At 60.5% G+C, this 26,186-nt stretch carries 23 protein-coding genes and 3 tRNA genes; 13 read left to right on the top strand and 13 right to left on the bottom strand.

Going from position 1 to position 26,186, the window contains the following annotated elements:
* The first annotated feature begins 179 nt into the window (after positions 1-179).
* The 3 genes from ACP3TE_RS04775 (at position 180) to ACP3TE_RS04785 (ending at position 1,069) form a co-directional block, all read left to right on the top strand.
* Positions 180-256, top strand: a tRNA-Arg gene (locus ACP3TE_RS04775).
* 59 nt (positions 257-315) lie between these two features.
* The gene (locus tag ACP3TE_RS04780; protein ID WP_332488285.1) at positions 316-891 is read left to right on the top strand and encodes a GNAT family N-acetyltransferase; all 576 of its coding nucleotides are present in this window, start codon (positions 316-318) and stop codon (positions 889-891) included.
* 101 nt (positions 892-992) lie between these two features.
* Positions 993-1,069, top strand: a tRNA-Arg gene (locus ACP3TE_RS04785).
* Positions 1,070-1,146: 77 nt separating this feature from the next.
* Here ACP3TE_RS04785 and ACP3TE_RS04790 read toward each other — a convergent pair.
* The 6 genes from ACP3TE_RS04790 to ACP3TE_RS04815 form a co-directional block, all read right to left on the bottom strand.
* Positions 1,147-2,160 carry a LacI family DNA-binding transcriptional regulator gene (locus ACP3TE_RS04790; RefSeq protein WP_286134377.1) on the bottom strand — a complete coding sequence of 338 codons (1,014 nt, stop codon included), beginning with the start codon at positions 2,158-2,160 and terminating at the stop codon, positions 1,147-1,149.
* Between the two features lie 100 nt (positions 2,161-2,260).
* Complete coding sequence (locus tag ACP3TE_RS04795; protein WP_426735554.1) at positions 2,261-3,679, bottom strand: GH1 family beta-glucosidase; 1,419 nt, start codon at positions 3,677-3,679, stop codon at positions 2,261-2,263.
* Entirely contained in the window at positions 3,679-4,566 is an 888-nt protein-coding gene (locus tag ACP3TE_RS04800) for a carbohydrate ABC transporter permease (protein WP_041648380.1), read from the bottom strand. Before ACP3TE_RS04800 ends, ACP3TE_RS04795 begins: the two co-directional genes overlap by 1 nt.
* The gene (locus tag ACP3TE_RS04805) at positions 4,559-5,722 is read right to left on the bottom strand and encodes a carbohydrate ABC transporter permease (protein ID WP_400342927.1); all 1,164 of its coding nucleotides are present in this window, start codon (positions 5,720-5,722) and stop codon (positions 4,559-4,561) included. The genes ACP3TE_RS04800 and ACP3TE_RS04805 overlap by 8 nt, the downstream gene beginning before the upstream one ends.
* A 96-nt stretch (positions 5,723-5,818) precedes the next feature.
* The gene (locus ACP3TE_RS04810) at positions 5,819-7,147 is read right to left on the bottom strand and encodes an ABC transporter substrate-binding protein (protein ID WP_388024335.1); all 1,329 of its coding nucleotides are present in this window, start codon (positions 7,145-7,147) and stop codon (positions 5,819-5,821) included.
* A 328-nt stretch (positions 7,148-7,475) separates the two neighbouring features.
* Positions 7,476-9,392 carry an ExeM/NucH family extracellular endonuclease gene (locus tag ACP3TE_RS04815; protein ID WP_426735557.1) on the bottom strand — a complete coding sequence of 639 codons (1,917 nt, stop codon included), beginning with the start codon at positions 9,390-9,392 and terminating at the stop codon, positions 7,476-7,478.
* A 221-nt stretch (positions 9,393-9,613) separates the two neighbouring features.
* Between ACP3TE_RS04815 and ACP3TE_RS04820 the strand changes: the two genes are divergently transcribed.
* From ACP3TE_RS04820 to ACP3TE_RS04830, 3 genes are read left to right on the top strand one after another with little or no spacing between them, the layout of a single operon-like run.
* A complete protein-coding gene (locus ACP3TE_RS04820; protein WP_105658813.1) occupies positions 9,614-10,396 on the top strand; it encodes an ABC transporter ATP-binding protein in 783 nt (260 codons plus the stop codon).
* Between the two features lie 3 nt (positions 10,397-10,399).
* Positions 10,400-12,730 (top strand): YhgE/Pip family protein, encoded by a 2,331-nt coding sequence (locus tag ACP3TE_RS04825; protein ID WP_426735559.1) that lies wholly within the window; start codon positions 10,400-10,402, stop codon positions 12,728-12,730.
* Positions 12,727-13,338 carry a TetR/AcrR family transcriptional regulator gene (locus ACP3TE_RS04830; protein ID WP_105658815.1) on the top strand — a complete coding sequence of 204 codons (612 nt, stop codon included), beginning with the start codon at positions 12,727-12,729 and terminating at the stop codon, positions 13,336-13,338. Before ACP3TE_RS04825 ends, ACP3TE_RS04830 begins: the two co-directional genes overlap by 4 nt.
* Here ACP3TE_RS04830 and ACP3TE_RS04835 read toward each other — a convergent pair.
* The 4 genes from ACP3TE_RS04835 to ACP3TE_RS04850 all read right to left on the bottom strand — a co-directional run bounded on the left by ACP3TE_RS04835 (position 13,335) and on the right by ACP3TE_RS04850 (position 17,694).
* Entirely contained in the window at positions 13,335-14,948 is a 1,614-nt protein-coding gene (locus ACP3TE_RS04835; protein ID WP_105658816.1) for an ABC transporter transmembrane domain-containing protein, read from the bottom strand. The genes ACP3TE_RS04830 and ACP3TE_RS04835 overlap by 4 nt on opposite strands.
* Positions 14,949-14,956: 8 nt before the next feature.
* Positions 14,957-16,084, bottom strand: a complete 1,128-nt coding sequence (locus ACP3TE_RS04840) for a DUF1611 domain-containing protein (RefSeq protein ID WP_426735561.1) — start codon at positions 16,082-16,084, stop codon at positions 14,957-14,959.
* Between the two features lie 227 nt (positions 16,085-16,311).
* The gene (locus ACP3TE_RS04845) at positions 16,312-16,839 is read right to left on the bottom strand and encodes a SixA phosphatase family protein (RefSeq protein ID WP_105658818.1); all 528 of its coding nucleotides are present in this window, start codon (positions 16,837-16,839) and stop codon (positions 16,312-16,314) included.
* 69 nt (positions 16,840-16,908) lie between these two features.
* The gene (locus ACP3TE_RS04850) at positions 16,909-17,694 is read right to left on the bottom strand and encodes a winged helix-turn-helix domain-containing protein (protein ID WP_105658819.1); all 786 of its coding nucleotides are present in this window, start codon (positions 17,692-17,694) and stop codon (positions 16,909-16,911) included.
* A gap of 614 nt (positions 17,695-18,308) precedes the next feature.
* Here ACP3TE_RS04850 and ACP3TE_RS04855 point away from each other — a divergent pair.
* Together ACP3TE_RS04855 and ACP3TE_RS04860 are read left to right on the top strand one after the other, a co-directional pair.
* Entirely contained in the window at positions 18,309-19,049 is a 741-nt protein-coding gene (locus ACP3TE_RS04855; protein ID WP_105658820.1) for a response regulator transcription factor, read from the top strand.
* Positions 19,046-20,557 carry a sensor histidine kinase gene (locus tag ACP3TE_RS04860; protein WP_105662484.1) on the top strand — a complete coding sequence of 504 codons (1,512 nt, stop codon included), beginning with the start codon at positions 19,046-19,048 and terminating at the stop codon, positions 20,555-20,557. The genes ACP3TE_RS04855 and ACP3TE_RS04860 overlap by 4 nt, the downstream gene beginning before the upstream one ends.
* 35 nt (positions 20,558-20,592) lie before the next feature.
* On the opposite strand, the gene upp is transcribed toward ACP3TE_RS04860, so the two are convergent.
* Positions 20,593-21,240, bottom strand: a complete 648-nt coding sequence (gene upp, locus ACP3TE_RS04865) for a uracil phosphoribosyltransferase (protein ID WP_105658822.1) — start codon at positions 21,238-21,240, stop codon at positions 20,593-20,595.
* Positions 21,241-21,409: 169 nt separating this feature from the next.
* On the opposite strand from upp, the gene tadA reads away from it, so the two are divergent.
* Both tadA and ACP3TE_RS04875 read left to right on the top strand, forming a co-directional pair.
* Positions 21,410-21,886 carry a tRNA adenosine(34) deaminase TadA gene (gene tadA, locus ACP3TE_RS04870; RefSeq protein ID WP_105658823.1) on the top strand — a complete coding sequence of 159 codons (477 nt, stop codon included), beginning with the start codon at positions 21,410-21,412 and terminating at the stop codon, positions 21,884-21,886.
* 94 nt (positions 21,887-21,980) lie between these two features.
* A tRNA-Ser gene (locus ACP3TE_RS04875) sits at positions 21,981-22,071 on the top strand.
* 57 nt (positions 22,072-22,128) lie between these two features.
* Here the strand turns inward: ACP3TE_RS04875 and ACP3TE_RS04880 are convergent.
* Complete coding sequence (locus tag ACP3TE_RS04880) at positions 22,129-23,265, bottom strand: tyrosine-type recombinase/integrase (RefSeq protein WP_426735566.1); 1,137 nt, start codon at positions 23,263-23,265, stop codon at positions 22,129-22,131.
* Entirely contained in the window at positions 23,252-23,722 is a 471-nt protein-coding gene (locus ACP3TE_RS04885) for a helix-turn-helix domain-containing protein (RefSeq protein ID WP_426735568.1), read from the bottom strand. The genes ACP3TE_RS04880 and ACP3TE_RS04885 overlap by 14 nt, the downstream gene beginning before the upstream one ends.
* Before the next feature lie 99 nt (positions 23,723-23,821).
* Between ACP3TE_RS04885 and ACP3TE_RS04890 the strand changes: the two genes are divergently transcribed.
* The 3 genes from ACP3TE_RS04890 to ACP3TE_RS04900 all read left to right on the top strand — a co-directional run bounded on the left by ACP3TE_RS04890 (position 23,822) and on the right by ACP3TE_RS04900 (position 26,022).
* Positions 23,822-24,025, top strand: coding sequence for a helix-turn-helix transcriptional regulator (locus tag ACP3TE_RS04890; RefSeq protein ID WP_426735570.1), 204 nt, complete (start codon positions 23,822-23,824; stop codon positions 24,023-24,025).
* A 448-nt stretch (positions 24,026-24,473) separates the two neighbouring features.
* The gene (locus ACP3TE_RS04895) at positions 24,474-24,854 is read left to right on the top strand and encodes a hypothetical protein (protein ID WP_426735572.1); all 381 of its coding nucleotides are present in this window, start codon (positions 24,474-24,476) and stop codon (positions 24,852-24,854) included.
* Between the two features lie 370 nt (positions 24,855-25,224).
* On the top strand, positions 25,225-26,022 hold the full coding sequence (locus tag ACP3TE_RS04900; protein WP_426735574.1) for a hypothetical protein: 798 nt from the start codon (positions 25,225-25,227) through the stop codon (positions 26,020-26,022).
* The last annotated feature ends 164 nt before the right edge of the window (positions 26,023-26,186 follow it).

Raw genomic sequence — 26,186 nt, forward strand, 5'->3', positions numbered from 1 at the left:
GGTCTAAACGAATTGACTCGATTATGTGACGAAGGTCACGTAGACCGGTACCCTTTCACCGTCTTCACATAACCTTATGTTCATCTGGACCCACTAGCTTTGCCCGTCGATTTGTACAGCGCGAAATCGACCTGTATAGTTATTCGAGGTTCGTGAGAACAAGCCACACAAAAGAATATGCGCCCATAGCTCAGCTGGATAGAGCGTCTGTCTACGGAACAGAAGGTCAGGGGTTCGAATCCCTTTGGGCGCACCAACTGAAAAATTCCCACTCGCTCGAGTGGGAATTTTTTGTTTCCCCCAAAGGATTGCCCGATGACACAGCTTGCTCTAGGCGGCCAGCTCAGCCTGCGCCTGCTGGAAGTCGCCGACGCAAAGCAAGTCGCTGAGTCCTACCAGCGCAATCGACAGCACTTGGAGCCCTGGGAGCCGGCTCGCCCCGCAGAATTCTTCACCGAGACGCGGCAAGCGGCACACCTCGCAGCCGCCTCAGAAGCTCGCCGAAGCGGATTGGCCTTTCCCTTCGGGCTCTTCGAACGGGATGCGCTCATCGGACGCTTTAATATCAGCGGAGTGGCCCGTGGCGCATTCCAAAGCGCCAGCCTGGGCTACTGGATCGATCATGAATACACCGGGCGGGGCTTGGCTTCCCGAGCCGTGGCCACCTTGCGCACGGTGGCGCTCAACGATCTGGGCTTGCACCGGCTGGAAGCCAGTACGCTCCCCCACAATTACGGCTCGCAGCGCGTTCTTGAAAAGAACGGCTTCGTCCGAATTGGCATGGCGCCGAACTATCTGGAGATCGAAGGACGCTGGCAGAACCACAACCTCTACCAAGCGATCTTGCACGATCATTCGGCTTCCAATCCCAGTGATTCCGTAGTCGACTAGTTATTTTGTGAATCACGGCACTTTTTGCTGTTTTGGTTCTTGCTCCCCGGAAATCTCGTGTAAAGTTATTCAAGTCGTCAAGACGGCTAATAAATGAATATGCGCCCATAGCTCAGCTGGATAGAGCGTCTGTCTACGGAACAGAAGGTCAGGGGTTCGAATCCCTTTGGGCGCACCAACTGAAAATTCCCACTCGATCGAGTGGGAATTTTTTTGTTAAATCCCGGCGGGGAACGGCAGCGGTGCCGCAACAGACTAGTGCGAAGCGCGCAACACCAATTTCGTGTCCATGATGCTCCACTCGGGTACCTGTTCTCCGTTGATGCGTTTGATCAACAGTTCCGCCATGATTTCGCCCTGGCGCTCCGGGTTCTGCGCAATGGTCGTCAACGGCGGTGTCGAGCTTCGCGCGAAAGAGTCATCATCAACGGACGTTACCGAAATGTCCTCCGGCACTTTCACACCAGCTTCCCCTAGGGCCTGCAAAGCTCCGAAGCCCATCTGGGCACTGGCGGCAAACAGGCCGTCTACCGCAACATCCGCGTCCAGCAGCTGCTGCATGATGCGCCGTCCGCTAGCCGGGGTGAAGTCGCCGATCTCAATAGCCGCAGGCTCCAGGCCCGCGCGTTCAACTGCCTGCTTGAATCCCACCAAACGGTCCAGTCCCGCGCCCATGTCCTGTGGCCCGGCAATAATTGCCAGCTTGGTGCGTCCCTGGCCAAGGATGACCTCAGTCGCTTGCCTGGCGGCGGCGATGTTGTCGATATCGACAACATAGATGTCCTTTTGATCGGTGCTCATGGTGCGTCCGCCATAAACCATGGGCAACACAGTTCCGAGATCCGCATAGGAACGGTCATCCGCGTGGTGCGAAAGCACCAGTGCGCCATCAACATTGCTGCCTTGCAGGTAACGGGTGGTTTTCACCGGATCCGCTTCGGTGGACAGCAGCAAGGTGAGCATGAATTCGGTATCGGCCAGGTACTGGGCAGCGCCCTGGACGACCTTGGCGAAGTACGGGTCTGCGAAGAACTTCGCGGTGTTCTCGGGAACCACCAAGGCGATGGAATTGGTCCGGCCCTGCGCCAGCGAACGGGCGGCACGGTTAGGCACGTAGTTCAGTTCGCGGATCGCCAATTCAACAGCCTTGCGAGCCCCTGGCTTCACCCGATCCGATCCGTTCACTACACGGGAGACCGTGGCCCGTGAGACACCTGCGCGTTCTGCCACCAACTCGAGGGTCGGTTTCGGGCTCCGCGCTTCGTGCATGATCATGATCTTTATCCAGGTGCCTTGAAGTAGTCCGTCGGTGAAACACGATGATGGTCCGCAGCACCATCGGCAGGCTGCGGACCATCATGCTCAGGTGTTATGCCATTGTACGGTTTGCGGCAATCAACCCTGCGTAGGCCTTGCCACTATTCTTAATCGTTCGCACCTGGGTCTGGTAATCGACGTGGATAATGCCAAAGCGCTTCGCGTAGCCCCAAGCCCATTCGAAATTGTCCAGCAAAGACCAGACAAAGTAGCCGCGGACATCCACGCCGTCTTCTATCGCGCGGGCCACAGCATCAAGGTGGTTGAGGATGTATTCCTCGCGTTCGGGATCTTCAACGGTTCCGGCCTCCGTCACCGTATCGGTGTAGGAAGCGCCGTTCTCCGTGATGTACAGCGACGGAAGGTTAGCGTAGTCCTGGTTCAACCGGTTCAACAGCACGCGCAGCCCTTCGGGATTCACTTCCCAGCCCATGGCCGTGCGCGGCAGGTCGCGTGCCGGGAAGGTCACATACTCGCTGCCGACAAAAGGCGAAGACTTCGGCGAATCGGTAGGCACCACGGGCTGCGGCTGGCCGGCGGGCAGCGGATGGCCTGAAACGTTGTCATCGTGGTAGTGGTTCACGCCCAAGAAGTCGATTGGCTGCGAGATGATCTCCAGGTCTCCTGCTTCAATGACTTCAGCCAGCCCCAAACCCTGGACGTCTTCAAGCAGGTCTTCGGGGTAGGAACCGCGCAGGACAGGGTCCAGGTACATGCGGTTCCACAATGCGTCGACGCGGCGCGCTGCTTCCAGATCCACCGGATCGCCGGGATTATTCGGGACCGCGTTGGTCAGGTTCAGCGTGATGCCGATATGCTCCGCGCCCAGTTCGCGCAGTCGGGCGGTGGCCAACCCGTGGGCCAGATGCTGGTGGTGCACCGCTGCCAGCGCGGCTTGAGGTTCTTGGCGTCCCGGGGCATGCTCGCCGGCGGCGTAGCCAATCAGCGAAGAGCACAGCGGTTCGTTGAATGTCGTCCAGTGCTTCACGCGGTCACCGAGCTTTTCATGCACAGCCTCCGCGTATTCGAGGAATTTGTAGGAGGTCTCGCGGTTGGTCCAGCCACCGCGCTCTTCCAATGCCTGCGGCAGATCCCAGTGGTAGAGCGTCAGCCACGGCAGGATGCCATTCTCCAGCAGCTCGTCGACCAGCCGGGAGTAGAAATCCAGGCCTTCGGGGTTCACGGTGCGGCCCCCGGGGACCACGCGAGCCCAGCTGGTGGAGAACCGGTAGGAGTCCAGGCCCAGTTCGCGCATGAGCTGCACATCTTCGCGGTAGCGGTGGTAGTGGTCCACTGCGACTTCGAGGTTCTCACCTCCTGCGATGGCCCCTTGCTTCCGGGCGAAGGCGTCCCAGACCGAATCTTCCTTGCCGTAGGAATGGCCAGCGCCTTCGATCTGGGCTGCTGCCGTAGCCGAGCCCCACAAGAATTCCTTAGGCCACGCGAATTTTTGGGATAGGTGGTTCATCATTAGCCCTTTACAGCTCCTGCCATAATTCCGGATACAAGTTGTTTGCCTGCAAGTATGAAGAGCACCAGCAGCGGGATCGTGGCCAGCAGGGCCCCGGTCATCACGATGGTGTAGTCAACGTATCGGGCAGACTGCAGTTGGCTCAACGCCACCTGCAAGGTTGGGTTCTGCGGTGCCACCAGCATGGGCCACAGGTAGTCGGTCCAGGCGGTCATGAAGGTGAACAGCGACAGGATCGCCATCGCCGGGCGAGCCGCTGGAACCCCGACATGCCAGAAGGTGCCGATCATGGAGGCGCCATCCACGCGGGCGGCCTCGATCAGTTCATCGGGGATGTTCTCCACCAGGTACTGGCGCATGAAGAATACGCCGAAGGCAGTGACCAGGGTCGGGATGATGATGGCTCCCAGCGAGCCGGTCCAGCCGAATTGCTTCATCATCATGAACATCGGGATGATGCCCAGCTGGGTGGGCACGGCCAAGGTCGCGATCACGAAGACCAGCAGGCCCTGGCGTCCGCGGAAGCGCAATTTGGCGAAAGCGTAGCCTGCCAGGGTGGAGAAGGAAACCACCGAGAAGGTGATTACCGAGGAGACGATGATGCTGTTGCCCAGGGCCGCCCAGAAATCGACGGAGTCCAGGACTTCGGCGACATTGGTCCAGAACTGGCCGCCAGGCAGCAGCGGCGGGTACGCCGAGGCGAACACCGCACCGGTGGAGGAACCGATGACGAACGAATACCACAGCGGGTAGGTGCTGCCAATGAGGAAGGCCAGCAGGATTCCGTAGGTGAGGAAGCCAGGACGGCGGTCCATGGAGAAGTTCTTGCCGCGGCGCTGGGGCGCACGGACCTGGCGCGCGGGGCGTTCCACTGTTGCATTACTCATTTGCTGCACTTCCGCTCTGCGTTCCGTTGGCCGGCTTTGCTGCTTTGGCTTGGGCTCGGGCAGCTGCCCGACGTGCCGCTCGGGTTCGGCCAGTGTTGCCGGCGCCCTTCTTGTCGGCCGAGGAAGCGATGGATCCGGAGATCAGGAAATTGATCACGCCGATCACGATGATGATCAGGAAGAGGATCCAGGCCACGGCCGAGGCGCGTCCGAAGTCCCCGCGATTGAAGGCCAGGTCCCAGAGGTAGAGCACCGTGGTCTGGTACTGGCGGTCCGGGCCGCCTGGAACCGAGCTGCTGGGGTTGAACAGCTTGGGTTCGGTGAAGATCTGCAGGCCGCCGATGGTGGCAGTGATGATCACGAAGATCATCGTGGGGCGGATGCTGGGCAAGGTAATCGAGAAGAAGCGGCGGATCACGCCGGCGCCGTCGATGGCCGCCGATTCATGCAGTTCGCGTGGCACCGCCTGCATGGCTGCCAGCAGGATCAGCGCGTTGTAGCCGGTCCAGCGCCAGTTCACCATGGTCGCAATAGCCATATGCGACGGGAAGACCTCGGTCTTCCACGCGATCGGGTCGATATTCACGGCGGCCAGCAGGTTGTTCAGCACGCCATACTGCTCGTCGAATGCCGAGGAGAAAATCAGTGTGACGGCCACCGGCGTGACCACGTAGGGAACCAGCACGCTCATGCGCCAGAAGGTCTTGGCGCGGATGTTCTGGTCCAGCATGGCCGCGATGAACGTCGCGATCACCAATTGCGGGATGGCCGAAAGCAGGAAGATGCTGAAGGTATTGAACAGGGAATTCCAGAACAGCGGAGAGGTCAGTTCGGCTTTGTAGTTTTCCAGGCCGATCCAGGCTCCTGCTCCGCCGAGCAGATCCCAGTCATTGATCGAGACGACGAACGTGTAGATCAGGGGGAACAGGCCCACCAGGCCGAAGAGGATGAAGAATGGCGAGATGTAGAGGTATGGGGAGTACTTGAAATCCCACCGCCCGCGAAGGTGCCGGCGGCGCGTCCTGCGCTCGTCCCTGGTCTCGGCCGGCGTATCCCCGGCCGGAGCATTGTTCCCCTTGTTCCAACGCTGGGGCTGCGGACTGGGCGCGCTGGCGTCCCGGTCTTGTTCCGGGGCATCGTGTGTTGTGGTGCTCATCAGTGGCATCTTTCCTGCTGCAGTAGCTGTCCAGGCATGGGCCGCAACCTCGTTGCGTGCCGCGGCCCTTGCCTGGATTCGAAGCGGGCTACGGGATTACTTGATTTCCAGTTCCTGCAGGGTCGAGAGGGCCTTGTTCCAGGCGGTCTCGCTGTCGCTGCCAGCATCGATCGCCTTGATAGCCGGGCCGAAGACCTGCTCCTGGATCACCGAATCCTGCGGGCCCTTGTACTGGGCCTGGACGCCGTTGGCGCGGTTGCCCAGGATTTCGCCCACCGGTGCGTTATTGAAGAATTCGCTCATCTCATTCGCGCCGGTCACTGCCTCGGACTTCTGCGCTTCCAGGTTCGAAGGGAACGTGCCGGCTTCCTCGAATGAGGTCGCCTGCGACGATGCGCTGGTCAGGTACTGGGCGAGCTTCGCAGCCTCGGCCGGGTGCTCGGAGGTGGTCGGCACGGTCAGGAACGAGCCGCCCCAGTTGGCCGCGCCGCCCGGGAAGACATCTGCGAAGTCCCAGCCTGCGCTGGAGTCTCCGCCGGCACCCTCAACCTGGCCCTTGACCGTGCCAAGCATCCAGCCCGGGCAAGGCATGACGGCGAAGGAACCGTCAACGAAGGCCTGGCCCTTGCCCCAGTCCCACTGGGTCTGGTTGGCCGACAGCCCCTTGGACGCAGCATCGGAGAGCAGGTCCCAGCGCTCGCGCAGTTCGGCGTTGCCCTCGATATTCAGTGATCCGTCAGCCTTGTAGTAGCCCTCGTCGAGCTGATTGACCATGGAATTCCAGACGAAACCGGACTGGTCGTAGAAGGCCTTGTCGGTCTTCTTCACATACTCGTTGCCTGCCTTGAAGAAGTCTTCCCAGGTTGCGTCGTCGCCACCGAGCAACTCGGCAACTTCTTCGCGCTCGCTGGGCATGCCAGCGTCCTTGAACAGCTTGGCATTGAAGCAGATGCCCATCGGCCCAATGTCCGTACCGTAGCCAATGACGCGGCCTTCTGGGTCGGTGGCCTGCTTGACCTTCCAGTCAACCCAATCCCCCGCTACCTCATTGGCACCGAACTCGCGCAGATCGGTGAAGGAATCTGCAACCGACATCACCTGGCCCAGCCAGCCTTCTTCCACTGCTTGGACATCTGGCAGGCCGGCACCCGCAGCCTGCTTGGTCTTCCAGTCGGTCAACGCGTTGCCACCGGTGTCGATGTTGGTGGCCTCGATGGTGATTCCAGGGTTTTCCTTCTGGTACTTCTCGTACAGCGGGTCCAGTCCCTGGGTGCCGAAGGTCGTCACGGTCAGCGTGACCGGGTTATCAGCCGAGGCCGGCTGGGCATCCTTGCTTGCGTCGGCTGCGCAGCCGGTTGCTACCAGGGCGATGCTTCCGGCAACGGCCGTGGCCAGTGCCAGTGGGGATTTGCGTGAGGGTTTCACGGTGACTCCATTTCGGATATGAATCGTGCGAGCGGGCGAGCGCCAACAAGTTTGAGAGCGCTCTCAAAATACGGCAAAAAAGAAAATTCCTGCGATTTCCTGGATGCCTGAAACGATGAAAGCGACTCTGCCAAACATTTTGTGAGCGCTCTCACAAATCTTCTCCAACAATTCTCCACGATGGAAGTTTTCTGTCAAGCCTTTTCCCCCAAAGAATTCTCCGCCCCGCAGCCAGCACCCCTTTGGGTTCCCCAAAGCGGGTTAAAAGAAGGTGGCCAGGCGTTCTTCAGGGAAGAAGAGCGCCCGGCCACCGCGCAGGCGGGAAAAGTCAGTTTTTCTTATCCAGCTGCAGTCCGACGAGCACCGGGTCGTGATCCGAGGAACGGTACTGGTCAGCCGCGAACAGGTTAGTGATGTTGTTGTTGTAGCGGCTGTATTCGTAGCCCACGGATTCAAGGGCGTTGATGTTCCAGATGTCTTCTCCAGTCACCTTGCCCGCCAGCTTCTCCGAAGCGAAGATGTGGTCCAGCGAGCCCACCAAGCCGTCGTAGAGGTAGCTCTGGGAATCGGCTGCGGCGCGCAGGTCCACGTACCCGGCTTCAACCAGAACCTGCATCGGATCTTCAGCCGAATAGGAGTTGAAATCCCCCGCCAGCAGCACCTGGTCGGTATTGCGCGATTTCTTCAGCTCGTCCGCGAAGCCAACCAGCGCTTCCGCTTGGCCGACACGGGCTTCGTTCCAAGCGCCCTGGCCATCGCCGCTGTCGGCATTGCCCGATCCATCAGCAGGATCCGAGCCCTTGGACTTGAAGTGGTTGGCAACGACCAGGAAGCGGGTGTTCTGGTTTCCGCCAACACGCTGGAAAGCCTGGGCCAATGGATCCCGGGCGTTCACGAATGCTGGATCGTCGAGGATGACCGACTCGTCGATGGGCTTCACGGCCTTGTCGCGGTAGATGATCGCGGTGCGGATAACATCTTCGTCAGCGGGCACAACGGACGGGGTCGGGACATAGCTCCAAACCTTCTGGCCAGCTTCCTGGTTCAACTCGTTGACCAAGTGAGCCAGGGCGGCATCGCGGTTCTGTCCGAAGCGTGCCGAGTTCTCGATTTCTTCCAGGACCACCACGTCTGCGGTGAACTTGCCCAGTGCGGCAACGATCTTGGACTGCTGGCGCTCAAAGCTTTCAGCGGTCGCCGCGCCGCGCGCATCGCAACCACCGCGGACATTGATTGGATTGCCCTCGCGGTCGGTGTAGTACGAGCACCCATCGAGCATGTCGCCGGTAGTGGTGAAGTAGTTCAGCACGTTGAAGCTGCCAACGCTGACATTGCCGCCCACCTCTTGCGGAGCGTCGTTGTCGACCTGCTCGAAGTTCACGGCGATATCGGCATCATCGGCGCCGACCACCTGGCCCTGCGGCTGCAAACGCCACATATCGTAGCGGTAGTCCAAAATGACCGGTGCGATGAAGGATGCGTCAGCGCCCACGGTGACGCGCTGCTGCGCGTCGATGTACGGCAGGGCGATCTGCTTGTTCTTGCTGGTGGAGAAGTTCAGCGTGGCCCCGTCATCGACCACGATCGAGCGCTGCTCGTTTTCCGCCGCGAGAGCCTTGGCCTGGGCACTGCCCGGCTTGAAGACATCGGTTGGCTGGCGCAGCAGCCGTTCGCCGGGCAGGATCTCGCTGGTGCCCATGGCCAGGCTCAGCTCGCCGTACTGGTTCAGCGAGTAATTGTCCGAGACGGTGAACTCGCCCTGCGGCTCGATCAGCATGGATTCAAAGCGCTCGCGCTCGGCATCGCTGTTCGGCAGTGAAATCGCCAGCGGCTTGACGCCCTGCGCCGGTTCATCGAGCACCTCGACGCTGCCGGCCTTGAGCTGGGTCAAGCCATAGTATTCGGACACTTCGCCAGAAACCTGGACATGGTCGCCGACGCTCACCGAGGAAACCTCGTCCGGCGCGTACACGAAGATCGCCGAGCTCGCCTGGCCCGAGGCATCTACGCCGCTGCCAGCGCTCTGCAGATAGAAACCGCGGAATCCGCCGTCGGCGTAGGCTCCGGTGACAACACCGCGCACAGTTGCGTCCTGGCCAGCCATGGGTGAGCTGTCGCCGGTCCCCTGGATCTGTTCGATGGGGGTGATTTCGGCAGTATCGGCGTGCGCCGCCGAGAAGCTCGAAACCGCAAGCGCGGTTCCCAGCACCGCGGCAGCGATGCGAGTGGGACGTCTATTGATCATGTTTTTCCCTAGGTAGATATTCAAGCAGCGGCGGCCCTGCCGCGTGCATGGGCCTGGTTCCAAGGTAAGCAAAGCCCGATTAACTGCACCTGAACTCTGCCCCGCTTTTTCGTGACGTACCCAACAACCATCAAAGGTCATCAAACGCTTTACGTCCAGTAGTGATTAAAGGAACCTTTTCACTAATTGAACTGACTGGTCAGTTCAATTAGTCTTTAACTGTGCTTACCGCAGATTCCATTACCGTCAAGGGACGCCACGACCAGCTCGTGGGGCCCACCTCCGTGCAACTGCAAAGAGGTGAACTGCAGCTGCTGGTATCCGAGCCGCAGATTTCCCGGACCGCGCTGGCCCTTGTACTGAGCGGACGCATGGCACCCAGCTCCGGGACGGTGGTGTGGAATGCGGATCCGAAGCTGCGAACCCTGCGCAAGCACAGCGCTCTGGTCGATTCGCCGGGGATCAATGAACCCGAATCCCACTTGAAGGTTTGCGATCTTGTCGCAGAAGATCTGGGGCTGATCCCGGGGCCAAGCTGGCGCAAGCCCGGCGCCAGGAAGTGGATGGCGCAGCATGGATTCGACGATATCGCCAGCTGCTGGAGCGATGCCATCGATCCGGGCCGCCTCTTCGAGCTCCAGCTCCTGCTGGCTGCCGAGAATCCCCGTCTTGAATTGCTCATCGTCGATTCACCGGACCGGCACGATCTGGAAGACGAGCATTGGCTCGAGACCCTGGAGAACTTCGCTTCCTCGCATCGGGAATTCGCAGTCCTGGCTATCGTCAGCCGGCTGCCCCAGTGCTGGCAGCCGCAAACCGGGCAGGCCGCCGACCCGGAACCAGCAGTGCTCCCACTGCCCGATCCATCCACCGGGTTCATCCAAGGCGAACTCGATCTGGGCCTGGATCACCTGGCCATGGCCGAGGGCATCGCGGACAACCACGATTTCTTCCTCCCAGCCGACGAACTTGCTGACGCTGTTCAGTGCGAAGCAAAGGAATAGCCCATGACAACTTTGCGACTTGCCCTCTCCGAGCTCAAGCGGATGAGCCGCGGCACCTTGCCCAAACTGGCGCTCATCGCGGTCACCTGCGTTCCGCTGCTCTATGGCGCGCTCTACCTCTACGCCAACTGGGACCCCCAGGGAAACCTCGACAAGGTCACGGCCGCCGTGGTCAATCTGGATGAAGGCGCCGAACAGGACGGCGAGAAAACCCGAGTCGGCGACGACGTCGTCGAGGAATTGGAAGACGACGGCACCTTCAGCTGGGCGCACGTGGATTCCAAGGCGGAAGCCGAGCAGGCCGTCGCCACCGGCCAGTACGCCTTTGCGCTGATCCTGCCCGAGGACTTTTCCTCGGCCCTGGTCTCGCCGGGCGATTTCGATGATGCCGAACAGGCCAATATCGAGCTGCTGACCAACGATGCCAATAACTTCATGGTTTCCAACTTCGCCAAAACGCTGGCTACCACGGTGCGCACCTCGGTCGCCCAGGAAGTGGGAACCGAAACGGCTTCGGCGATGATCGCCGGATTCGTGGACATCCACGATTCGATGGGCGAAGCCGCAGACGGCGCCGGGAAGCTCTACGATGGCACCCTGCGACTGGGCGATGGCGTGGTCACCTTGGCCGATGGCACCACCAAGCTCGTCGATGGCAGCACCGAGCTGAACTCGGGCACCAAGACCCTGAAGAATGGCACCGCCGACCTGTCGGGAGGGTTGGGCCAACTGGTCGACGGCCAAACCCGGCTGCGCGACGGCAGCGCCGAACTGGCCGACGGCACCGCGCAGCTGGCCGACGGCAGCAAAGAGCTGAGCGACGGTCTGCACACCTTGAAGACGCAGACCAAAGCGCTGCCCGGTTCCGTCTCGAAGCTGGATCAAGGCGCCGCCAGCGCGAAAGAAGCCGCCGACCAGCTTGCTGCCGGTTCACAGCAGGTCGCAGACGGCAACCAGCAGCTGGCCAGCACGGCAGATGAGGCCATCGCGGTAATCGACCAGCTGCAGGCCAACACGAAAACGCAGCTGGATAGCGTCAAGGAAGATACGCAGCAGCGCCTGGACGAGTTGGTCAGCAGTGGCGTGCTCACCCAGAACCAGGCTGATTCCATCCAGAGCACGGTCAGCCAAAGCGTGCAGAATTCTACGCTCGGCAATGCCTTGGATACCAAAGTGACCCAGGTCAATACCGAGTTATCTACCCTGCAAACGCAGCTGCACACCCTCGCCGACGGATCGGCGCAGGTAGCCGAAGGAAACCAGCAGCTGGCCACCGGCCTGGGCACCCTCGCGGATGGCACCAAGGCGTTGGATGACGCCATGCCTGCACTCGCGAAGGGCATCGGCTCGGCAGCCCAAGGCTCGGCGAAGCTCGCCTCCGGCGCCGCCGAAGCCTATACCGGGGCAAAGACCCTGGCCGAGGGCCAGCAGTCCGCATTGAATGGCGCCACCGACGCGGCTGATGGCGCAAGCCAACTGGATCAGGGTGCCGGCACGCTGCTCGCCGGCACCGGAGCCCTGCACAACGGACTGGTGCAGCTCTCCGATGGAGTCGGCGAGCTCTCGGACGGCACCGAAGAACTGCAAGACGGTTCAGATGAATTGGCCGCCGGCCTGGAGGACGGCACCGGGAAGGTGCCGAACCCCGATGAGTCCACCAGCGGGCAACTGGCCGAAGTCATGGGCAATCCGGTAGCTGTCTCCAATAGCAAGCAGGCCGAAGCGCAGGCTTATGGCGAAGGCCTTGCCCCCTTCTTCATGACCCTGGCGACCTTTATCGGCGTGCTGATCCTGACCCAGGTGATGCGCCCGATGACCAAGCGCGCGCTGGCTTCCAACGGCAGCAACTGGAAAATTTCCATCGGCGGCTGGTTGCCCTTCGCGGCCATCGCAGTGCTGCAAACCAGCCTGCTCTACGCGGTGGTGCGATTCGGGCTGGGACTGCATGCCGCCCACCCGTGGCTGATCTGGGCTTTGCTGGCCGGTTCTGCCCTATGCTTCAGTGCGCTGATCCAGGGGTGCTTCGCGCTGCTGGGCACCGCTGGAAAGTTCGTGGTGCTGGTACTGATGGTCCTGCAGCTGGTCACCTCAGGCGGCACCTTCCCCTGGGAGACCTTGCCTGATTCGCTGCACCTGCTGCACCGGATCCTGCCCATGAGCAATGTGGTGATCGGCATGCGCCACCTGATGTACGGCGCGGATCTGGGAGTGCTGCCATCGGTTACCGGTTCGTTGCTGCTCTACACCGCCATTGGACTAGTCTTGAGTATGCTTGCGGTACGCAAGAACAAGACCTGGAGCTTGAAAACACTGCAACCGGAGCTGAAAGAATGACAACGCCAACGGGCCAACGCCGCCGTGTGCGGGCCACGGATTCGAAGGAGAAGCTCTTCGAAGCGGCCATGCAGCTGCTCGGTTCGCGCTCCCCCGAGTCCGTCTCGGTGGACGAGATCGCGGCCGCGGCCGGCGTTTCCAAGGGCACGGTCTACTACAATTTCGGTTCCAAAGACGAGCTGGTCAGCCAGATCCTCAGCTACGGCGCGCACAAGCTCATGGGCGAACTGGCACGTGCGGCCTCCGGGGAAGACCCCTACCTTGCGCTGAGGCAGATGGTGGAATTCTCCATGGACTTCGTCGCCAGCTACCCCTCCTTTGCCCATCTGTGGATGCAGGAGCAGCTGAGCGCGGACACCGCCACTGCGTTCGCCAGCACCCCGCTGCACACGCAGGTGACCGGGCTGATCATCGAGGTGCTCGAACGCCTGGTCGTGCTCGAGCCCGACCAGAAGCTCTCGGTAGCCACCAGTATTTTCGGTGCCGCCTTGTTTACCGCCCGGATGCGCGCCTCGGGGCAGACCGGCCTGGATCGCGGGCAAACGGTGCGCGCCGTGCTGCTCACCGTGGATGGGCTTCGCGCTACCCGTCCGGCGGCCGGCTCCTAGGCCTGCGCGTCCCAGCTGGCGGTTTCCCTGATGCCAGGCAGTCCGGCGCTGAAGAGCAGCACCCCGGGATAGCCGTTGAGCAGTTCGGCCACGTCGCCGTAGGCTCCATCGGGCAAGCGGGTCAGCAGCGAATCGACCACCAGCAAGGGCGGTTCGCGCAACAGCGCCCGTGCCACCAGCAACGATGCTTGCTGCCCGGAACTAAGCGGTTCGCCGCCCCGGCGCAAGCGGGCTTCCGCTCCACCGGGCAAATCGGCCATCTTCAAACCGCAGGTTTCAGCCAGCGCCACGGCCTTGCGCAGCGAAGCGCCCGGATGGCGATACCGCAGCGCACGGGCGACGCTTCCGCGCTCGGGAACCATGGATTCCAACGCGGAGCCCACGAGCTTGCGGCGGCCGGCAGCAGGCAGATCCTCGCTGCGCCCCTCGGCGATCCAGACTCCGGCCTGCGGGTCGGCGCCGTGCACCAGGGCGCCGGTAGCAATGGCCGAAAGCAGCGCCGCGCATTGGCCCTGGCTTCCACGCAGCGCAATTCGCTCCCCGGGCTGTGCCCGCAGGGTGGAAAACTGGTCGGCCATCCCTGCGGGCACCTGGATGCGCACCGAGGAAGGCTGGAGCATCAGCTCCTTGGCATCGCGGGTGCTTGCCGAAGATTCTTCGCGGGCCCGCCAGCGTTCCTGCTCGGCCAGCAGCGGCGCGATGATTCGCCGGCCCGCCTTGTAATTCTGCCGGTACTCCACCACGCGGCCCCACTCGCCCAGGGTTCCTGCGCAAATTCCCATCAGCGTCAGGGCGGTCGCCACGGCAGCTGGCGGAAGCTGCGCCATCGAGGCCGCTGCCACAACCAGCGCGGTACCCAGCAGCGGAATGGCCAGCGCCCCGCCACGCAGGGCGGCGGCGAACCGGGCGCGATGCACCGAAGCATCGATCACCTTCTGCGAGGAGTCCTGCACCCTTTGCACTTCACGTTCCACGCCGCCGCCGGCCGCAATAGCTGTCCGCGCCGCGACGGTATCGGCAATGCGCGAGGCCAGGCTCCCACGGTGCCGGCGCAAGGTCCTGGCGCTCAGGAAAGTACCCCCGGCCAAGGCCGCCAGCAGGACGCCCTCGAGCACCAGGGTCGCGGCCAAGCTCAGGGCCAGGAGCGGATGCAGGAACCACAGGCCCGCACCGCTGACAATCAGCAATGGCAAGCCGGCGACCAGCGGGACCATGCCCTGCACAATCCAGTTGCGGATCGAGGACAGGTCGTTGGTGGAACGGGCGATGGTGATGCCCATGGACGGACCGCGTGCACTGCGCAAAGCGTGCGTGACCAGCCCGCGGCGCAGCTGGGCCACATAATGCTGGCCGAGCTTCTCGGCCAGCACCCGTTCAGCGTACTTGGCCAGGAAGAAGCATCCCACCAAGCCCAGGACCGCGCCAAGAGCTGCCCAGCTGATGCGGGCCGAAAGCTGTCCGATCAGCCAGCCGATGGCAATCGAGAGCAAGCCGGCGAGAATGCCCAGGCTGAGCAATCCGGCCAGCAGCATCCGCCGCCCCGGCGCTACCAGCGCCGGCAGGCGCCCAGGCTGCGCCGGCTGCTCAACGGCGATCTTCTGGTCCAGCATCTTGGCTCCTAGCGGGTTGGCAGCAGGGCGGCGGCAACCTCTGCCTGGCACAGGTCGAAGGTCCCGATGACCGGGGTGGACAGCTGCGCCTGGGCTTCCATCGCGGCCAGCGGGGAGGCCGTGAGCACCCCGGAAACCGCGGCAACATCCAGGCCTGCTTCGCGCAGGATTCGCTCTCCGGCCTGGGCGCCCAAGGCGTCCTGGGCGCTGAACAGCACGCGGTCTACATGCTCGGCGAAAATCGGGTCGCGCAGCAAGCGGGAAGTTTCGCCCTGGAACAGCCCGTCGGCGATCTCGATGACCACTGCGTCTGCGCCGGTGGCGCTTTGCTCGCGGATCATCGCCACCAGCAGGTCGCGCACGGTTTCGTAGTCCAAGCGGTAGGTGGTTGGGAAGCCGAAGTCGGTGAAGTCGCAGACGCTGAAGGCGCCGGCATCGGTGAACAGGTTCGGATCATTGCCGGCACCCGTGCCGGTGGCCTTGCCTGCGGCAACTTCCATGCCGGAGTTGACCAGTCCGTTGACCAGGCATCCCAGGGTGGTGGACTTGCCGGAGTTCATCGAGGTGCCCAGCACTGCGATCACCGGCGGGCGCGGCGCGGCAACCTGCGCTGCGCGCGGCGATGCGTTCTCGATGCCCAGTGGAGCGAAGTCCACCAGGTTCACGACCTTGCCGTGGCGCATCAGCAGGCCTGCGGGCTGCAGCTGTGTCGCCATATCGATCGAGGCGTGCTGTTCGATGACTTCGCTGGCGACACCGCCGCCTGCAACCAGCTGGCATGGACCCAGGTTATCCGGCACATGGGCCAGGAACTGGTCTGGTGCGTAGCGGTGGCCGTAGGCGACCATGATTTCCTGTCCGACGAACATCAGCTGGCGTCGGGAAACCGGGGACTGCAGGTGCGTGTGCTTGCCTAGCTCGGTCACAGTCGCGATGACGACGTCGCCGGCACGCGGCACCATGTTTGCGCGGCGCACGATCTCGAAATCCTGCGGATTGCGCTGCAGCTCGGCTGCAACGAAGCGGGTGGTGTAGGCAGCGCGGATGGTGCGGGCGCGCTGTGCATCGATCTGCTGCTGCACTTCATTGCGCGCTGCGGGGGTCTGCGTTGGAAGTGATTCTGCGATGATGGCCATCTGCCTATTCCTCTTTCAGTGTTTCCGGCCCGCCGTTGCGGTTTGCCGGTGCTGGCCGTGCTGCCAACGATTCCCAGTGAAACGAGCAATGGTTAACTGAAAGTGAACGGTTCATGAGGCGGCGAGGTGTATTCGATGAGAGGCCTATCATCTGCTTCTCATAAAGGCAGATCACCGCTTATTTACGGGCTGACTAGTGCATTAGAAAAAACTTGATGAGACTTCTCTCATGCGGGCCGCGGTGCGGTGAAATGCGTGACGCGCGCATCACGGGCATCCAGGTGCGAGTACGGATGCTTGGTTTCCAACACCGTGGTTCCCAGGGTCGGATAGTTCATCGCCAGCTCGTAAACGGCTTCTTCATCCGAGTCCATTGCCGCCAAGCGCAGCGCCAATTCCTGGAGCACCGGCTGGTGCCCGATCACCAGCAGGTTGCTGACCGTATCGGGAACTTCATTGATGATGGAGCACAGCTGCGAGACTCCTGCGGTGAAAATGCGCGAATCGACATAGGGGGTCGGGCCCTTCTCGCCGAGTTCGGAAAGCACCCAGGCGCAGGTGGAGCGCGCACGCAGCGCGTCGGAGCAGATGATGTAGTCCGGTATCAGGCCATTCTCCACAAGCCAGGCTCCGGCGGCCGGGGCTTCGCGGTGCCCGCGGGCCGCCAGCGGCCGGTCGTGATCCGCGACGCCCAGCGGGTAGTCGGCTTTGGCGTGGCGCATCAGCATGAGCTTGCGGGAATGCATGGTGTTCATTGTTCCAGCTTAAGACAGCAGTGGCGGGCAAACCGAACCCGGTTTGCCCGCCACTGCTGCCAGCTGATGCTAGATGGAGTATTCCGGAGCTGCCCAGACAACAACTTCTGGGTGCTCGTAGAAGCGGTAGCCCTGGCCACGTACGGTGCGCACGGTATTGGCCAGGCGTCCCAGCTTGGAACGCAGACGACGGATATGCACGTCGATGGTGCGTTCGTTAGGGACTTCTTCGGCATTGCGCCACAGGTTTTCCAGCAGCTCTTCGCGGCCTACGGTGCGGGTGCCGTTTTCCACGAGGAAGTTCAGCAGCTCGAATTCCTTGAAGGTCAGGTTCAGGGTTTCGCCATCCAGGTAGACTTCGCGGCGCGAGAGGTCGATCAGCACGCCAGATGGGCGCGGGGTGGATGGACGGGCTTCAGCGCGTGGCCGGCGGGAAATCGTCGGATCGCCCAAAGCCTGGCGAACTACATCGATGGGCTCACCCTGGGCGCTAGTTGGAGCCAGTGCCACGGCGGCATGGGTCTGCGCTTGCGGCGACAAGGTGGCCAGGAAGGCGCGGACCTGGGTGGCCAGCTTGCCCAGCGAGGTGCCCTGCGCCTGGGCGGCAGTTTCATCCAGGCCCACGTAGAGCACGAAGCCGCGTGCGGAGGTGTCGGCGCTTGGCTGGCCTGTTGACTGCACTGGAGTGCTAGCCGGCTGATGCGATGCATCACGTGTTTCATGAACATTGGAAACCGCGCGCAGCGGACGGTAACCCGCTGGTGCATAGCTGCCAGAAGCTGAACGCTGCGCAGCTGCTGCGCGGTTCTGCGCATTGCGAATTGAAACGTGGACGTATCCGGAACCAGCCGACATAATCTTTTCCTCTTTTAGTGCGAAGGCCAAGTGGTTTGGCGCTCATGCTTCGGGTTTTGCTTGCGCTGTTCGCGGCCTTCGTCCACGTTCAGCAGTTGGGTTTCCCGTCAATAACTCCCAAAATCGGATTACAAATCACTCATAATTCGGCTTGGAGGCCATGGACGCCGAGCATTCGTTGAGGACGATCTTGGGCAACTCGATGTTGGAATCCGAGGTGCTTTTACCGTCCTGCGCCGTACTCACACCTCTAGTTTCCTCGTAACATTGGCAACTTGCAAGTAACAATGAACACCTGCGTCCACATAGTGAGACGAATGTTTCCAAACGTGACGCACAACACTTTAGACAATTCTAGGCTACCTAAGCGCTTAACTAAACAATATGGTCAACATATCAATAGAACTTCGTCATTATGTCCGGTCCATTCATAGGCCTGAATATTCATTCATCACTATGGTCCGTCCACGCTTCAATCATTCGTCGTTCTTAGGGGTTGACCAAATTAACCACTATCGGTTCGGGTTTTCCCCGCATAAAATCGACTTATAGTCATAGCTGGCACACAGCAAAAACATATTCTCGGCCCATGGCAATAGGACAAGCTGATTAACATGAATGAATCACGATTCTCCCCTTCGCAATTGCCCCGGCTGACTCACCCTGATGGCACGGCAATCAAAGTTCTCGTGGTCGATGATGAACCTTCATTGGCGGAATTGGTCGCCATGGGAACCCGCATGCTCGGCTGGGAAGCCACGATGGCCCACGATGGGCCCGAAGCAGTAGCCACCGCTCGCTCCCTAGCGCCGGACGTACTGGTTCTCGACTGGATGCTGCCTGGGTTCGACGGCCCCGAGGTGTTGCGCAAGGTGCGCACCCACTTCCCTGAAATCCCCGTACTTTTCCTCACTGCCAAGGACGCGGTTGAAGACCGTATCGAGGGCCTGGGGGCCGGTGCAGACGACTACGTCGCCAAGCCCTTCAGCCTCGAAGAGGTCCTGATCCGATTGCACAGACTCGTGGAACGTTCCGGTGCGGCCACTGCGGATTCCGCTGAATTGGTCGTCGGCGATCTGGTGCTGAACATGGACTCGCACGACGTATCCCGCGCAGGCCGCGAAATTTCGCTGACCGCCACCGAATTCGACCTGCTCAGCTACCTGATGAACAACGCCCGCCGCGTGGTATCCAAGTCGCAGATCCTGGACAACGTCTGGCACTACGATTTCGACGGCCAGGCGAACATCGTCGAACTGTACATCTCGTACCTGCGCAAGAAGATTGACGTTGACGCGGAACCGATGATCCACACCGTGCGTGGCGTTGGCTACGTGCTGAAGCCGGCTGCATGAGTTTCTTTTCCCCGAATACCAGGGTGAGCTCGCCGCACGCGCTGCAGCGCAAACTGCTGCTCATCCTGCTGACCTCGGTCACCGCCGTATCTGTCTTGCTCGGCCTGCTCTATAACGCGGGCATGCGCCAGACCTTGATGGACCAGCTCAACAGCCAGCTGCGGCTCACCACCGAACGCGCGCTGAATTATTCGCAGGGTGCACCAGCGGTGAACTCCCGGCTTGATGCCCCCGGCCAGTCCGCCGGCACGCTGACCGCGCGGTTCGTCGACAAATACGTCTTCAACGGCGGGGTGCTGGACGAACGCACCGGCGTGCTGAAGCAGCTGAGCCAGGAAGATGCCATCCCGATGGTGGATCTGGAGCTGAGCACGTTGCGTGCCGGCGGGCAGTTCAAGCCGGTACGTGCCCACCTGACTGTGGGCGACTATTACCTCGTCGCAGTCAAGGACTCTGGATCCAACGGCATCCTGATTGTCGGATTGCCCCTGCACAGCACCGATCTGGCGTTGCGCGGCATGGCCTGGCTGACGCTGTTCATCGCCTTGATCCTGATCGCCGGTGCGGGCCTGGCCGGTTCGTGGCTGATCTCCCGCTCGCTTGCCTCGCTGAAGCGCGTGGCCACCGTGGCTGCTTCGGTTGCCGCCGAAGAGCTTGATTCAGGAAAGGTGGACCTGACCCAGCGCGTCCCGGCGCAAGATGCAGTCCCCGGTACCGAGGTGGGCAATGTCGGCAATGCGCTGAACGCGATGATCAGCAACGTCTCCACCGCACTGACCGCCCGCGAGAAGTCCCAGGCCCAGATGCGCCAATTTGTCGCCGATGCCTCGCACGAACTGCGCACTCCGCTCTCGGCGATCCGCGGCTACACCGAGCTGCTCTCGGCCACTGAGCATTTCTCCCCGGACGGGCAGCGCTCGGTGGACCGCGTTCTGCAGCAAAGCAGCCGAATGAGCTCACTGGTTGAGAATCTGCTGCTCCTGGCTCGGCTGGATGAGGAGAATGCGTTCAAACGCAGCGAAATTGACCTGTGCTCGCTGACATCGGATATCACCGAGGACTTCAAGCTCACCGCGAGCGACCACCATTGGGAGTTCGACTGCCAGGCGCCGCAGACCATTGTCAATGGCGACTCGGCCTCGCTTCGCCGGGTGATCACCAACCTCTTGGCCAACGCCCGCAAGCACACGACGGCCGGAAACACCGTCACCGTTTCGGTGGACCAAGACGAAGACACCGATGAAGCCATCATCCGGGTTCACGACACCGGTGAGGGCATTGCCCCGGAATTCCTGCCTCGGGTCTTCGAACGTTTCACCCGCGCCGACAAGGCGCGTTCTGGCTCCGATGGCACGACCGGGCTGGGCCTGCCGATCGCCAAGAGCATCGTCGAAGCCCACGGGGGCACCGTCACGGTCACCTCCCAGCCAGGAGATACCGTCTTCGAGGTCCGGCTTCCGTTGGACACGCCCGAAACCGGTGAAGAAACGCCGAAGGCTGCGGTGTAGTCACCGCAGCCTTCGGGCACATCGCTTAGCTGGAACTAGGCGATGGGCGGGGTCACGCCATACAGGCGGTCGCCGGCATCGCCCAGGCCTGGGATGATGTAGGACTTCTCGTCCAGCTTTTCGTCCATCGCTGCCAGCACGATGTGCACGCGATGATCGCCACCGTGGATTTCCTTCAGACGCTCGATGCCCTCAGGGGCAGCGATCAGGCAAATGCAGGTAACGGATTCTGCGCCGCGTTCGAAGATGAACTTGATGGCCTCGGCCAGGGTGCCGCCGGTGGCCAGCATCGGATCCAGCACGAACACTTGGCGGCCGGCCAAGTCATTTGGCACGCGGTCAGCGTAGGTGATGATGTCCAGGGTTGCCTCGTTGCGGGCCATGCCCAGGAAGCCGACCTCAGCGGTCGGAACCAGGCGGGTCATGCCTTCGAGCATGCCCAGGCCGGCGCGCAGGATGGGGACAACCAGCGGGGTCGGCTTGGCAATGGAGGTACCGGTGGTGGTGGCGACCGGGGTCTGCACCTCAACGTTTTCGGTTTTCACCTCGCGGGTTGCCTCATAAGCCAGCAGGGTGACCAGTTCGTCGGTCAGCTGGCGGAAAATCGAGGATGGGGTGTTCTTATCACGAAGAACCGAAACCTTGTGTGCCACCAGTGGGTGGTCGACTACCTGTACGCGCATAAGTAGAAATCTATCAGCACCGACTCAGGCAAATCGAGAGATATCCCCGATTTCCCGCCGTTAAAGCACTTTGGTGTGCCCAAGGAAACAGCAAACTTCAGTGCAGTGCGCAGTGCACCACACTCCGGGCGCCCGGCTACCGTCCCAAAACACGTAAAGTGAAAGCACTATGGTGCACGAATTTGATGCTTGGATGGACCTCGCCTTGGCTGAAGCGCGCGAAGCGCTGGCCACTGATGACGTACCCATCGGCGCCGTCATCCTCTCCCCCGAAGGCGAAGTCCTGGCCACCGGACGCAACGAGCGCGAGGCCATCAAGGACCCCACGGCGCATGCCGAGGTGGTCGCCATTCGCAATGCGGTCAAGGCCTTGGAAGCCAAGGGACAAGATGATGGCTGGCGCTTATCCGACTGCACCCTGGTGGTGACCCTTGAGCCCTGCGCCATGTGCGCCGGGGCAATAGTCCTTTCGCGCATTCCCAAATTGGTCTTCGGGGCCTGGGACGAGAAGGCCGGCGCGTGCGGCTCGGTCTTCGATATCGTCCGTGAACCGCGATTGAACCATTGGGTCGAGGTGTACTCGCGGGTCAAGGAAGAAGAATGCGGTGACCTGTTGCGTGAATTCTTCCGGAGCAAGCGCGGCTAGAAACCGACGTTGATGTGTTTCGGAACACTTCAGGCCAAAAACAGCGCTCTCGTTTTTGTTTTCGCCTGATGTTCGTTATAGAGTTATCAGGTCTGGTGACGTGTCCGAGCGGCCGAAGGTGCAACACTCGAAATGTTGTGTACGGTAACCCCGTACCGTGGGTTCAAATCCCACCGTCACCGCCAAGAGAAAGACCTTGAAATGCCTAGTCAAATAGGTGTTTCAAGGTCTTTTTTGTTTTCTCAGGCAGGATTTGGGCACGTTTTGGGCACACCCATTTGTGACACGACATGATTCAAAGCTACCGCTACGCCGTCTAAATCGTCATCGAACAGTTCCGCGTACACGTCCAACGTCATTGACGCGGAGCTATGGCCGAGCATTCTTTGAACCGCTTTCACGTTCGCCCCGGCACTCACGGCGAAGCTTGCAGCCGTGTGGCGCAAGTCGTGAGGCGTGACTCGCGGAACCCCGGCGCGCTGAACTGCCTTGAGGAACCAGCTACCGCGCCCGCTGCCCCCACTAATAGCCCGCAGGTATGTTCCATCAGGATTCGGGAAAACCAAATCCTCGCGGTGTTTGCCCTTGCACGCTTCACCAATCGCCGGGGCAAGGAACTCGGGAAACGGAACCGACCGGCGCTCATGGCTTTTCGGTGTGCCTACTTTAATTTTCCCGCCAACGTCTACAGCGTTTTGATTGACGTTGAACCGGCGCCGAATCATATCTACGTCTTGCACGCGCAGCCCGGTAACTTCGCCCCAGCGCAACCCGCAATAGGCCAGCACGCGGATTAGCGCAGGATACTTAGAGTTATCGGCCAGGTCTCGCACTTGCTCATGGCTCAAGAACACATGTTCTTTCTTGGACTTGCGCGGAAGGTCGACACCTCGCGCCGGGTTAGCCTGGAGCCGTCGATCTTTAACGGCGTCATCAAGAATCGCGGCCAGCACACCGTATGCGCGAATAACCGTTGTCGCTGATTTGGGCTTCTTGGCGGGCTTCGCTTTCTCATCACCAATTGACAGATTGGTTACCCATGCTTGCACGTCTGTAAAGACGATTTTCGAGATTGGGAACTTTCCCCAGACCGGTTCGACATGCACGCGCCAAGCAATCTCTAGCGGACGATATGCCGAAGGTTTCAGCCCTTGCTTTCGTTCCAACCAGGACGGCCCCAGCTCGGCAATGGTCTTATTGGCTAGCGCCGGGTCAATGAATGCGCCCGTAGCCTTATCGACCTCTACCGACGCCAAAAATAGGTTGGCATCGCGCTTAGTTTTAAAGCCGCGCTTTTTTGTCGTAGTTCGGTCAGGTTTGCGATAGCGCACCATGTACCGGCGACCGGCTTTAGTCTCGTAGCCCTCAATCGTCGCCATTTGCGGAGCCCTCAAGCTGCATAATCTCATGCCGAACGTGCCAGATTTGTTCTACCAGCTTCGAATGAGCCAGCCTCAATGCTTCAAGCTTTTCGGACGTCTTCGATACTTGAGATTCGACTTCATCGAGTTCTCTGTCAAGTTGCGCCTCCTTTGCAAGCAGTCGTTGAAGCTCATTCGAGTGCACGGCGGTCGCAGGGAACGCCTGTTGAAATAGTTCTGCTGGCTGCATCCCCAACGCTTGCGCAAGGGCAATACATTCTTTCAGGGTAGTTGGACGAGCGCCCTTTTCGAGCTTGGTTATGGTGTTCTGCCGCATGTCCAATCCATACTCAGCCAAGGCCTTAGATAACTGTGTTTGAGTCAGTCCAGCTTTCATCCTCAGATTGCGGACAATCTCACCGAACCGAACGTAAGTAGATTCGGACTCTTGCCCCTTTTCATCAATATCACTCATGGGAATATCCTACATGTTCCTCTGTGGGTTGACATTAGCCATGTCTATGATTAATGATTATCCCTACCAGCAATAAGACCAATATCATCAGGAGGAACTTTGACCGCGATTACCAGCACAGAAGCCGACAAGCTTCTACCGCCAGCAGGACTGAGCGAATGGTTAGGGCTATCCGTACCGGCGTTGGCTCAAATGCGACACATGGGCAAGGGGCCGCGATTCATCAAGCTCGGCAAGCAAGTCCGCTACCGAGTTACAGATGTTCAAGCTTGGCTCGACCAGCAGACGCGAGACCGCACCTAGAGCGAGAACAACAGTAAAACCAGCAGCGCAAAAGCCCGCCGTTTGGCGGCAAGCCCCAGGGCTCTAGAAAGAAAGTTCGCCATGCCCAAAACAAGTTTTGTCCAGTTGAAACGTGAGCTCCGCAAGCGTTACGCCGACACGGGAGAACCTATCTCAGATCGAACGGCGCACCGTTTGGCGCAAGGGATTATGCTCAGTGAATTTTCCTCAGAGGCTCAACGCTCGGCACCAGCCGAGAAAATCGCTCTTACCTATGCCGACACGACGGGCGAGAACGCAGTACAAAACGTAGTGCTAGAGCAGTATCTAGCCGATTACCGGGCACGGCGCGAGGCTGAAGCATGTTGTGTGTAAACGACGTTAGCCAAAGCAGAGAAAAGACCGTAGCGGACTCGCCAAAGTCACCGCTACGGCCAACGAAACCAACACTCAGAAAGAACGTGATTTCATGTCTAACTCTACCTTCAAGCCCGGCGACATTGTGCGCGATACCGAAACCGGCGAACTCTACCGCGTCGCGTCTACTGAAGATGAATTCGGTTACGTCGGCTTCTACCGCATCAGCCCACAGGTCGAACACATTCGCCCGCGCTTCATTGCGCACGCCGACACCGCCCCAGATGAACCTAAGCCCGTAGAAGCGTCCGAAGAGCCCGAATACTCCGAAGACGAATTGCACGCCCGCTTGATCGAGTGGGGCGCGTCCGAACGAACTACGGTTCACCAGCTCATTCGCTACGCTCTCGACACTGCAGTTGACGTCAAAGCATTGTTCAACGCTTATGCCTCGCTCGGCTTCATCCCGAACGGCGGGGCAAACAATGCATAAGACGATTCAAATCGCAGTCCGCACCGTCTTCTACATGGGCATTTTCCTCGCCCTGGTCATCATCCCCCAAATCATCGCTTTAGTCGCAGGAGCACCGATTGTCTACTAATCCCGCTGAACCCGAGTTGCCGAACATGGACGGTGTTTATGCCGTCGTGGTCGAGTGCCAGCCCAAGCTTCAGGGCGGCCACGTACCGCCCCGGCATCGCCGCCGCATTTACCTATCGCTTGCCCCGGCCGAAAAAGCTGTTAGCCGTGCTCACATCGCCGGGCTACGGGCAACGCTGACCCTTTACCGCCTCGTGCCAGCAGAGCACGCCTAAAAACCAAGGAACCACTATTACCGACGCATCAAAGAGGGGGTGAGCGCATGGGAGCTACCAACGTTGCCAAGGTGTTTGTAAATTGGCCCGCGTCGGGCCTGACACAACGCGAATTGCTGGCACTGGTTTACATGGCGAACATCTCTCTAGATAAGGATTGCCCGCCCGTATTTTTTGGCGACCTCCAAGACATGGCTACGGCTATCGGACTGAGCCGGGGCACTGCAAACCCCGAATCAGTTCGGGCAAGCGTCATGAAGATTCTAAGCGGCCTGCGTAAGGCCGGTGCAATCGTGTCTAGCGGTCAAGCTCGAACCGGCATTCGTGCAAACTATGCGCTATCTCTGGACCTCGAAACCACTTTTGAGCCTGTGGGCAAGGGTCGCTCTGTCCAGTGGAAACCCGTAAAGCGCTCTCTCCCGTGGGTAGCTAATTCAGCTACTCAGAATGAAGCTAAACCGGCATCGAGCGTAGCCAAATCGGCTACACAACCTGTAGCCGAATCAGCTACGCAGGGTGTAGCCAAATCAGCTACCCAACCTGTAGCCAATTTAGCTACCCCAAGGAATACCCAAGGAACACCTAGGAACAACTGGGAGGAAAACAATCGGCTTTTGGACGCAAGTTTAGAGGCGCGCAACTCGAAATTTGATTCCGTCGATGATGAATCTGAAATTTCGATTGAGCAACGATACGCCGCCGCCCGTGACTTCCTTCAAACTCTTAAAGACAACGGAGCCGGGCTAGTGGCCACCGTAGAAGAGTCGAATCCTGATCTATCGCTGACTCAGCGAGTCATTGAAGCCGCCAACCTCGCACGACAGTGCAAGGGAAATGCAGCCTAACCTTTGACCCCTTGAACCGGGCGCAGGTTGTGAAGCTACTGCGCACAAGCGCCGACCATATCGCGGGAGGACAAACCTCTGAAGCGCTTCACCCCGACTTGCGCCAGTTCCCCGTCTGTTGGAGCAAGCGGGGCCATAAACGAAAATCCTCTAACCGAACCTTC

Origin of the sequence: Glutamicibacter sp. 2E12 (assembly GCF_050030965.1) — a bacterium.
Taxonomy (GTDB): Bacteria; Actinomycetota; Actinomycetes; order Actinomycetales; family Micrococcaceae; genus Glutamicibacter.

What these genes read in the sequence shown, in the direction of transcription:
- ACP3TE_RS04780 (WP_332488285.1), top strand. Translation starts at nt 316, where the DNA reads ATGACACAGCTTGCTCTAGGCGGCCAGCTCAGCCTGCGCCTGCTGGAA.
- ACP3TE_RS04790 (WP_286134377.1), bottom strand. Translation starts at nt 2,160, where the DNA reads ATGCACGAAGCGCGGAGCCCGAAACCGACCCTCGAGTTGGTGGCAGAA.
- ACP3TE_RS04795 (WP_426735554.1), bottom strand. Translation starts at nt 3,679, where the DNA reads ATGATGAACCACCTATCCCAAAAATTCGCGTGGCCTAAGGAATTCTTG.
- ACP3TE_RS04800 (WP_041648380.1), bottom strand. Translation starts at nt 4,566, where the DNA reads ATGAGTAATGCAACAGTGGAACGCCCCGCGCGCCAGGTCCGTGCGCCC.
- ACP3TE_RS04805 (WP_400342927.1), bottom strand. Translation starts at nt 5,722, where the DNA reads ATGAGCACCACAACACACGATGCCCCGGAACAAGACCGGGACGCCAGC.
- ACP3TE_RS04815 (WP_426735557.1), bottom strand. Translation starts at nt 9,392, where the DNA reads ATGATCAATAGACGTCCCACTCGCATCGCTGCCGCGGTGCTGGGAACC.
- ACP3TE_RS04825 (WP_426735559.1), top strand. Translation starts at nt 10,400, where the DNA reads ATGACAACTTTGCGACTTGCCCTCTCCGAGCTCAAGCGGATGAGCCGC.
- ACP3TE_RS04830 (WP_105658815.1), top strand. Translation starts at nt 12,727, where the DNA reads ATGACAACGCCAACGGGCCAACGCCGCCGTGTGCGGGCCACGGATTCG.
- ACP3TE_RS04835 (WP_105658816.1), bottom strand. Translation starts at nt 14,948, where the DNA reads ATGCTGGACCAGAAGATCGCCGTTGAGCAGCCGGCGCAGCCTGGGCGC.
- ACP3TE_RS04840 (WP_426735561.1), bottom strand. Translation starts at nt 16,084, where the DNA reads ATGGCCATCATCGCAGAATCACTTCCAACGCAGACCCCCGCAGCGCGC.
- ACP3TE_RS04845 (WP_105658818.1), bottom strand. Translation starts at nt 16,839, where the DNA reads ATGAACACCATGCATTCCCGCAAGCTCATGCTGATGCGCCACGCCAAA.
- ACP3TE_RS04850 (WP_105658819.1), bottom strand. Translation starts at nt 17,694, where the DNA reads ATGTCGGCTGGTTCCGGATACGTCCACGTTTCAATTCGCAATGCGCAG.
- ACP3TE_RS04855 (WP_105658820.1), top strand. Translation starts at nt 18,309, where the DNA reads ATGAATGAATCACGATTCTCCCCTTCGCAATTGCCCCGGCTGACTCAC.
- ACP3TE_RS04860 (WP_105662484.1), top strand. Translation starts at nt 19,046, where the DNA reads ATGAGTTTCTTTTCCCCGAATACCAGGGTGAGCTCGCCGCACGCGCTG.
- upp (WP_105658822.1), bottom strand. Translation starts at nt 21,240, where the DNA reads ATGCGCGTACAGGTAGTCGACCACCCACTGGTGGCACACAAGGTTTCG.
- tadA (WP_105658823.1), top strand. Translation starts at nt 21,410, where the DNA reads ATGGTGCACGAATTTGATGCTTGGATGGACCTCGCCTTGGCTGAAGCG.
- ACP3TE_RS04880 (WP_426735566.1), bottom strand. Translation starts at nt 23,265, where the DNA reads ATGGCGACGATTGAGGGCTACGAGACTAAAGCCGGTCGCCGGTACATG.
- ACP3TE_RS04885 (WP_426735568.1), bottom strand. Translation starts at nt 23,722, where the DNA reads ATGAGTGATATTGATGAAAAGGGGCAAGAGTCCGAATCTACTTACGTT.
- ACP3TE_RS04895 (WP_426735572.1), top strand. Translation starts at nt 24,474, where the DNA reads ATGTCTAACTCTACCTTCAAGCCCGGCGACATTGTGCGCGATACCGAA.
- ACP3TE_RS04900 (WP_426735574.1), top strand. Translation starts at nt 25,225, where the DNA reads ATGGGAGCTACCAACGTTGCCAAGGTGTTTGTAAATTGGCCCGCGTCG.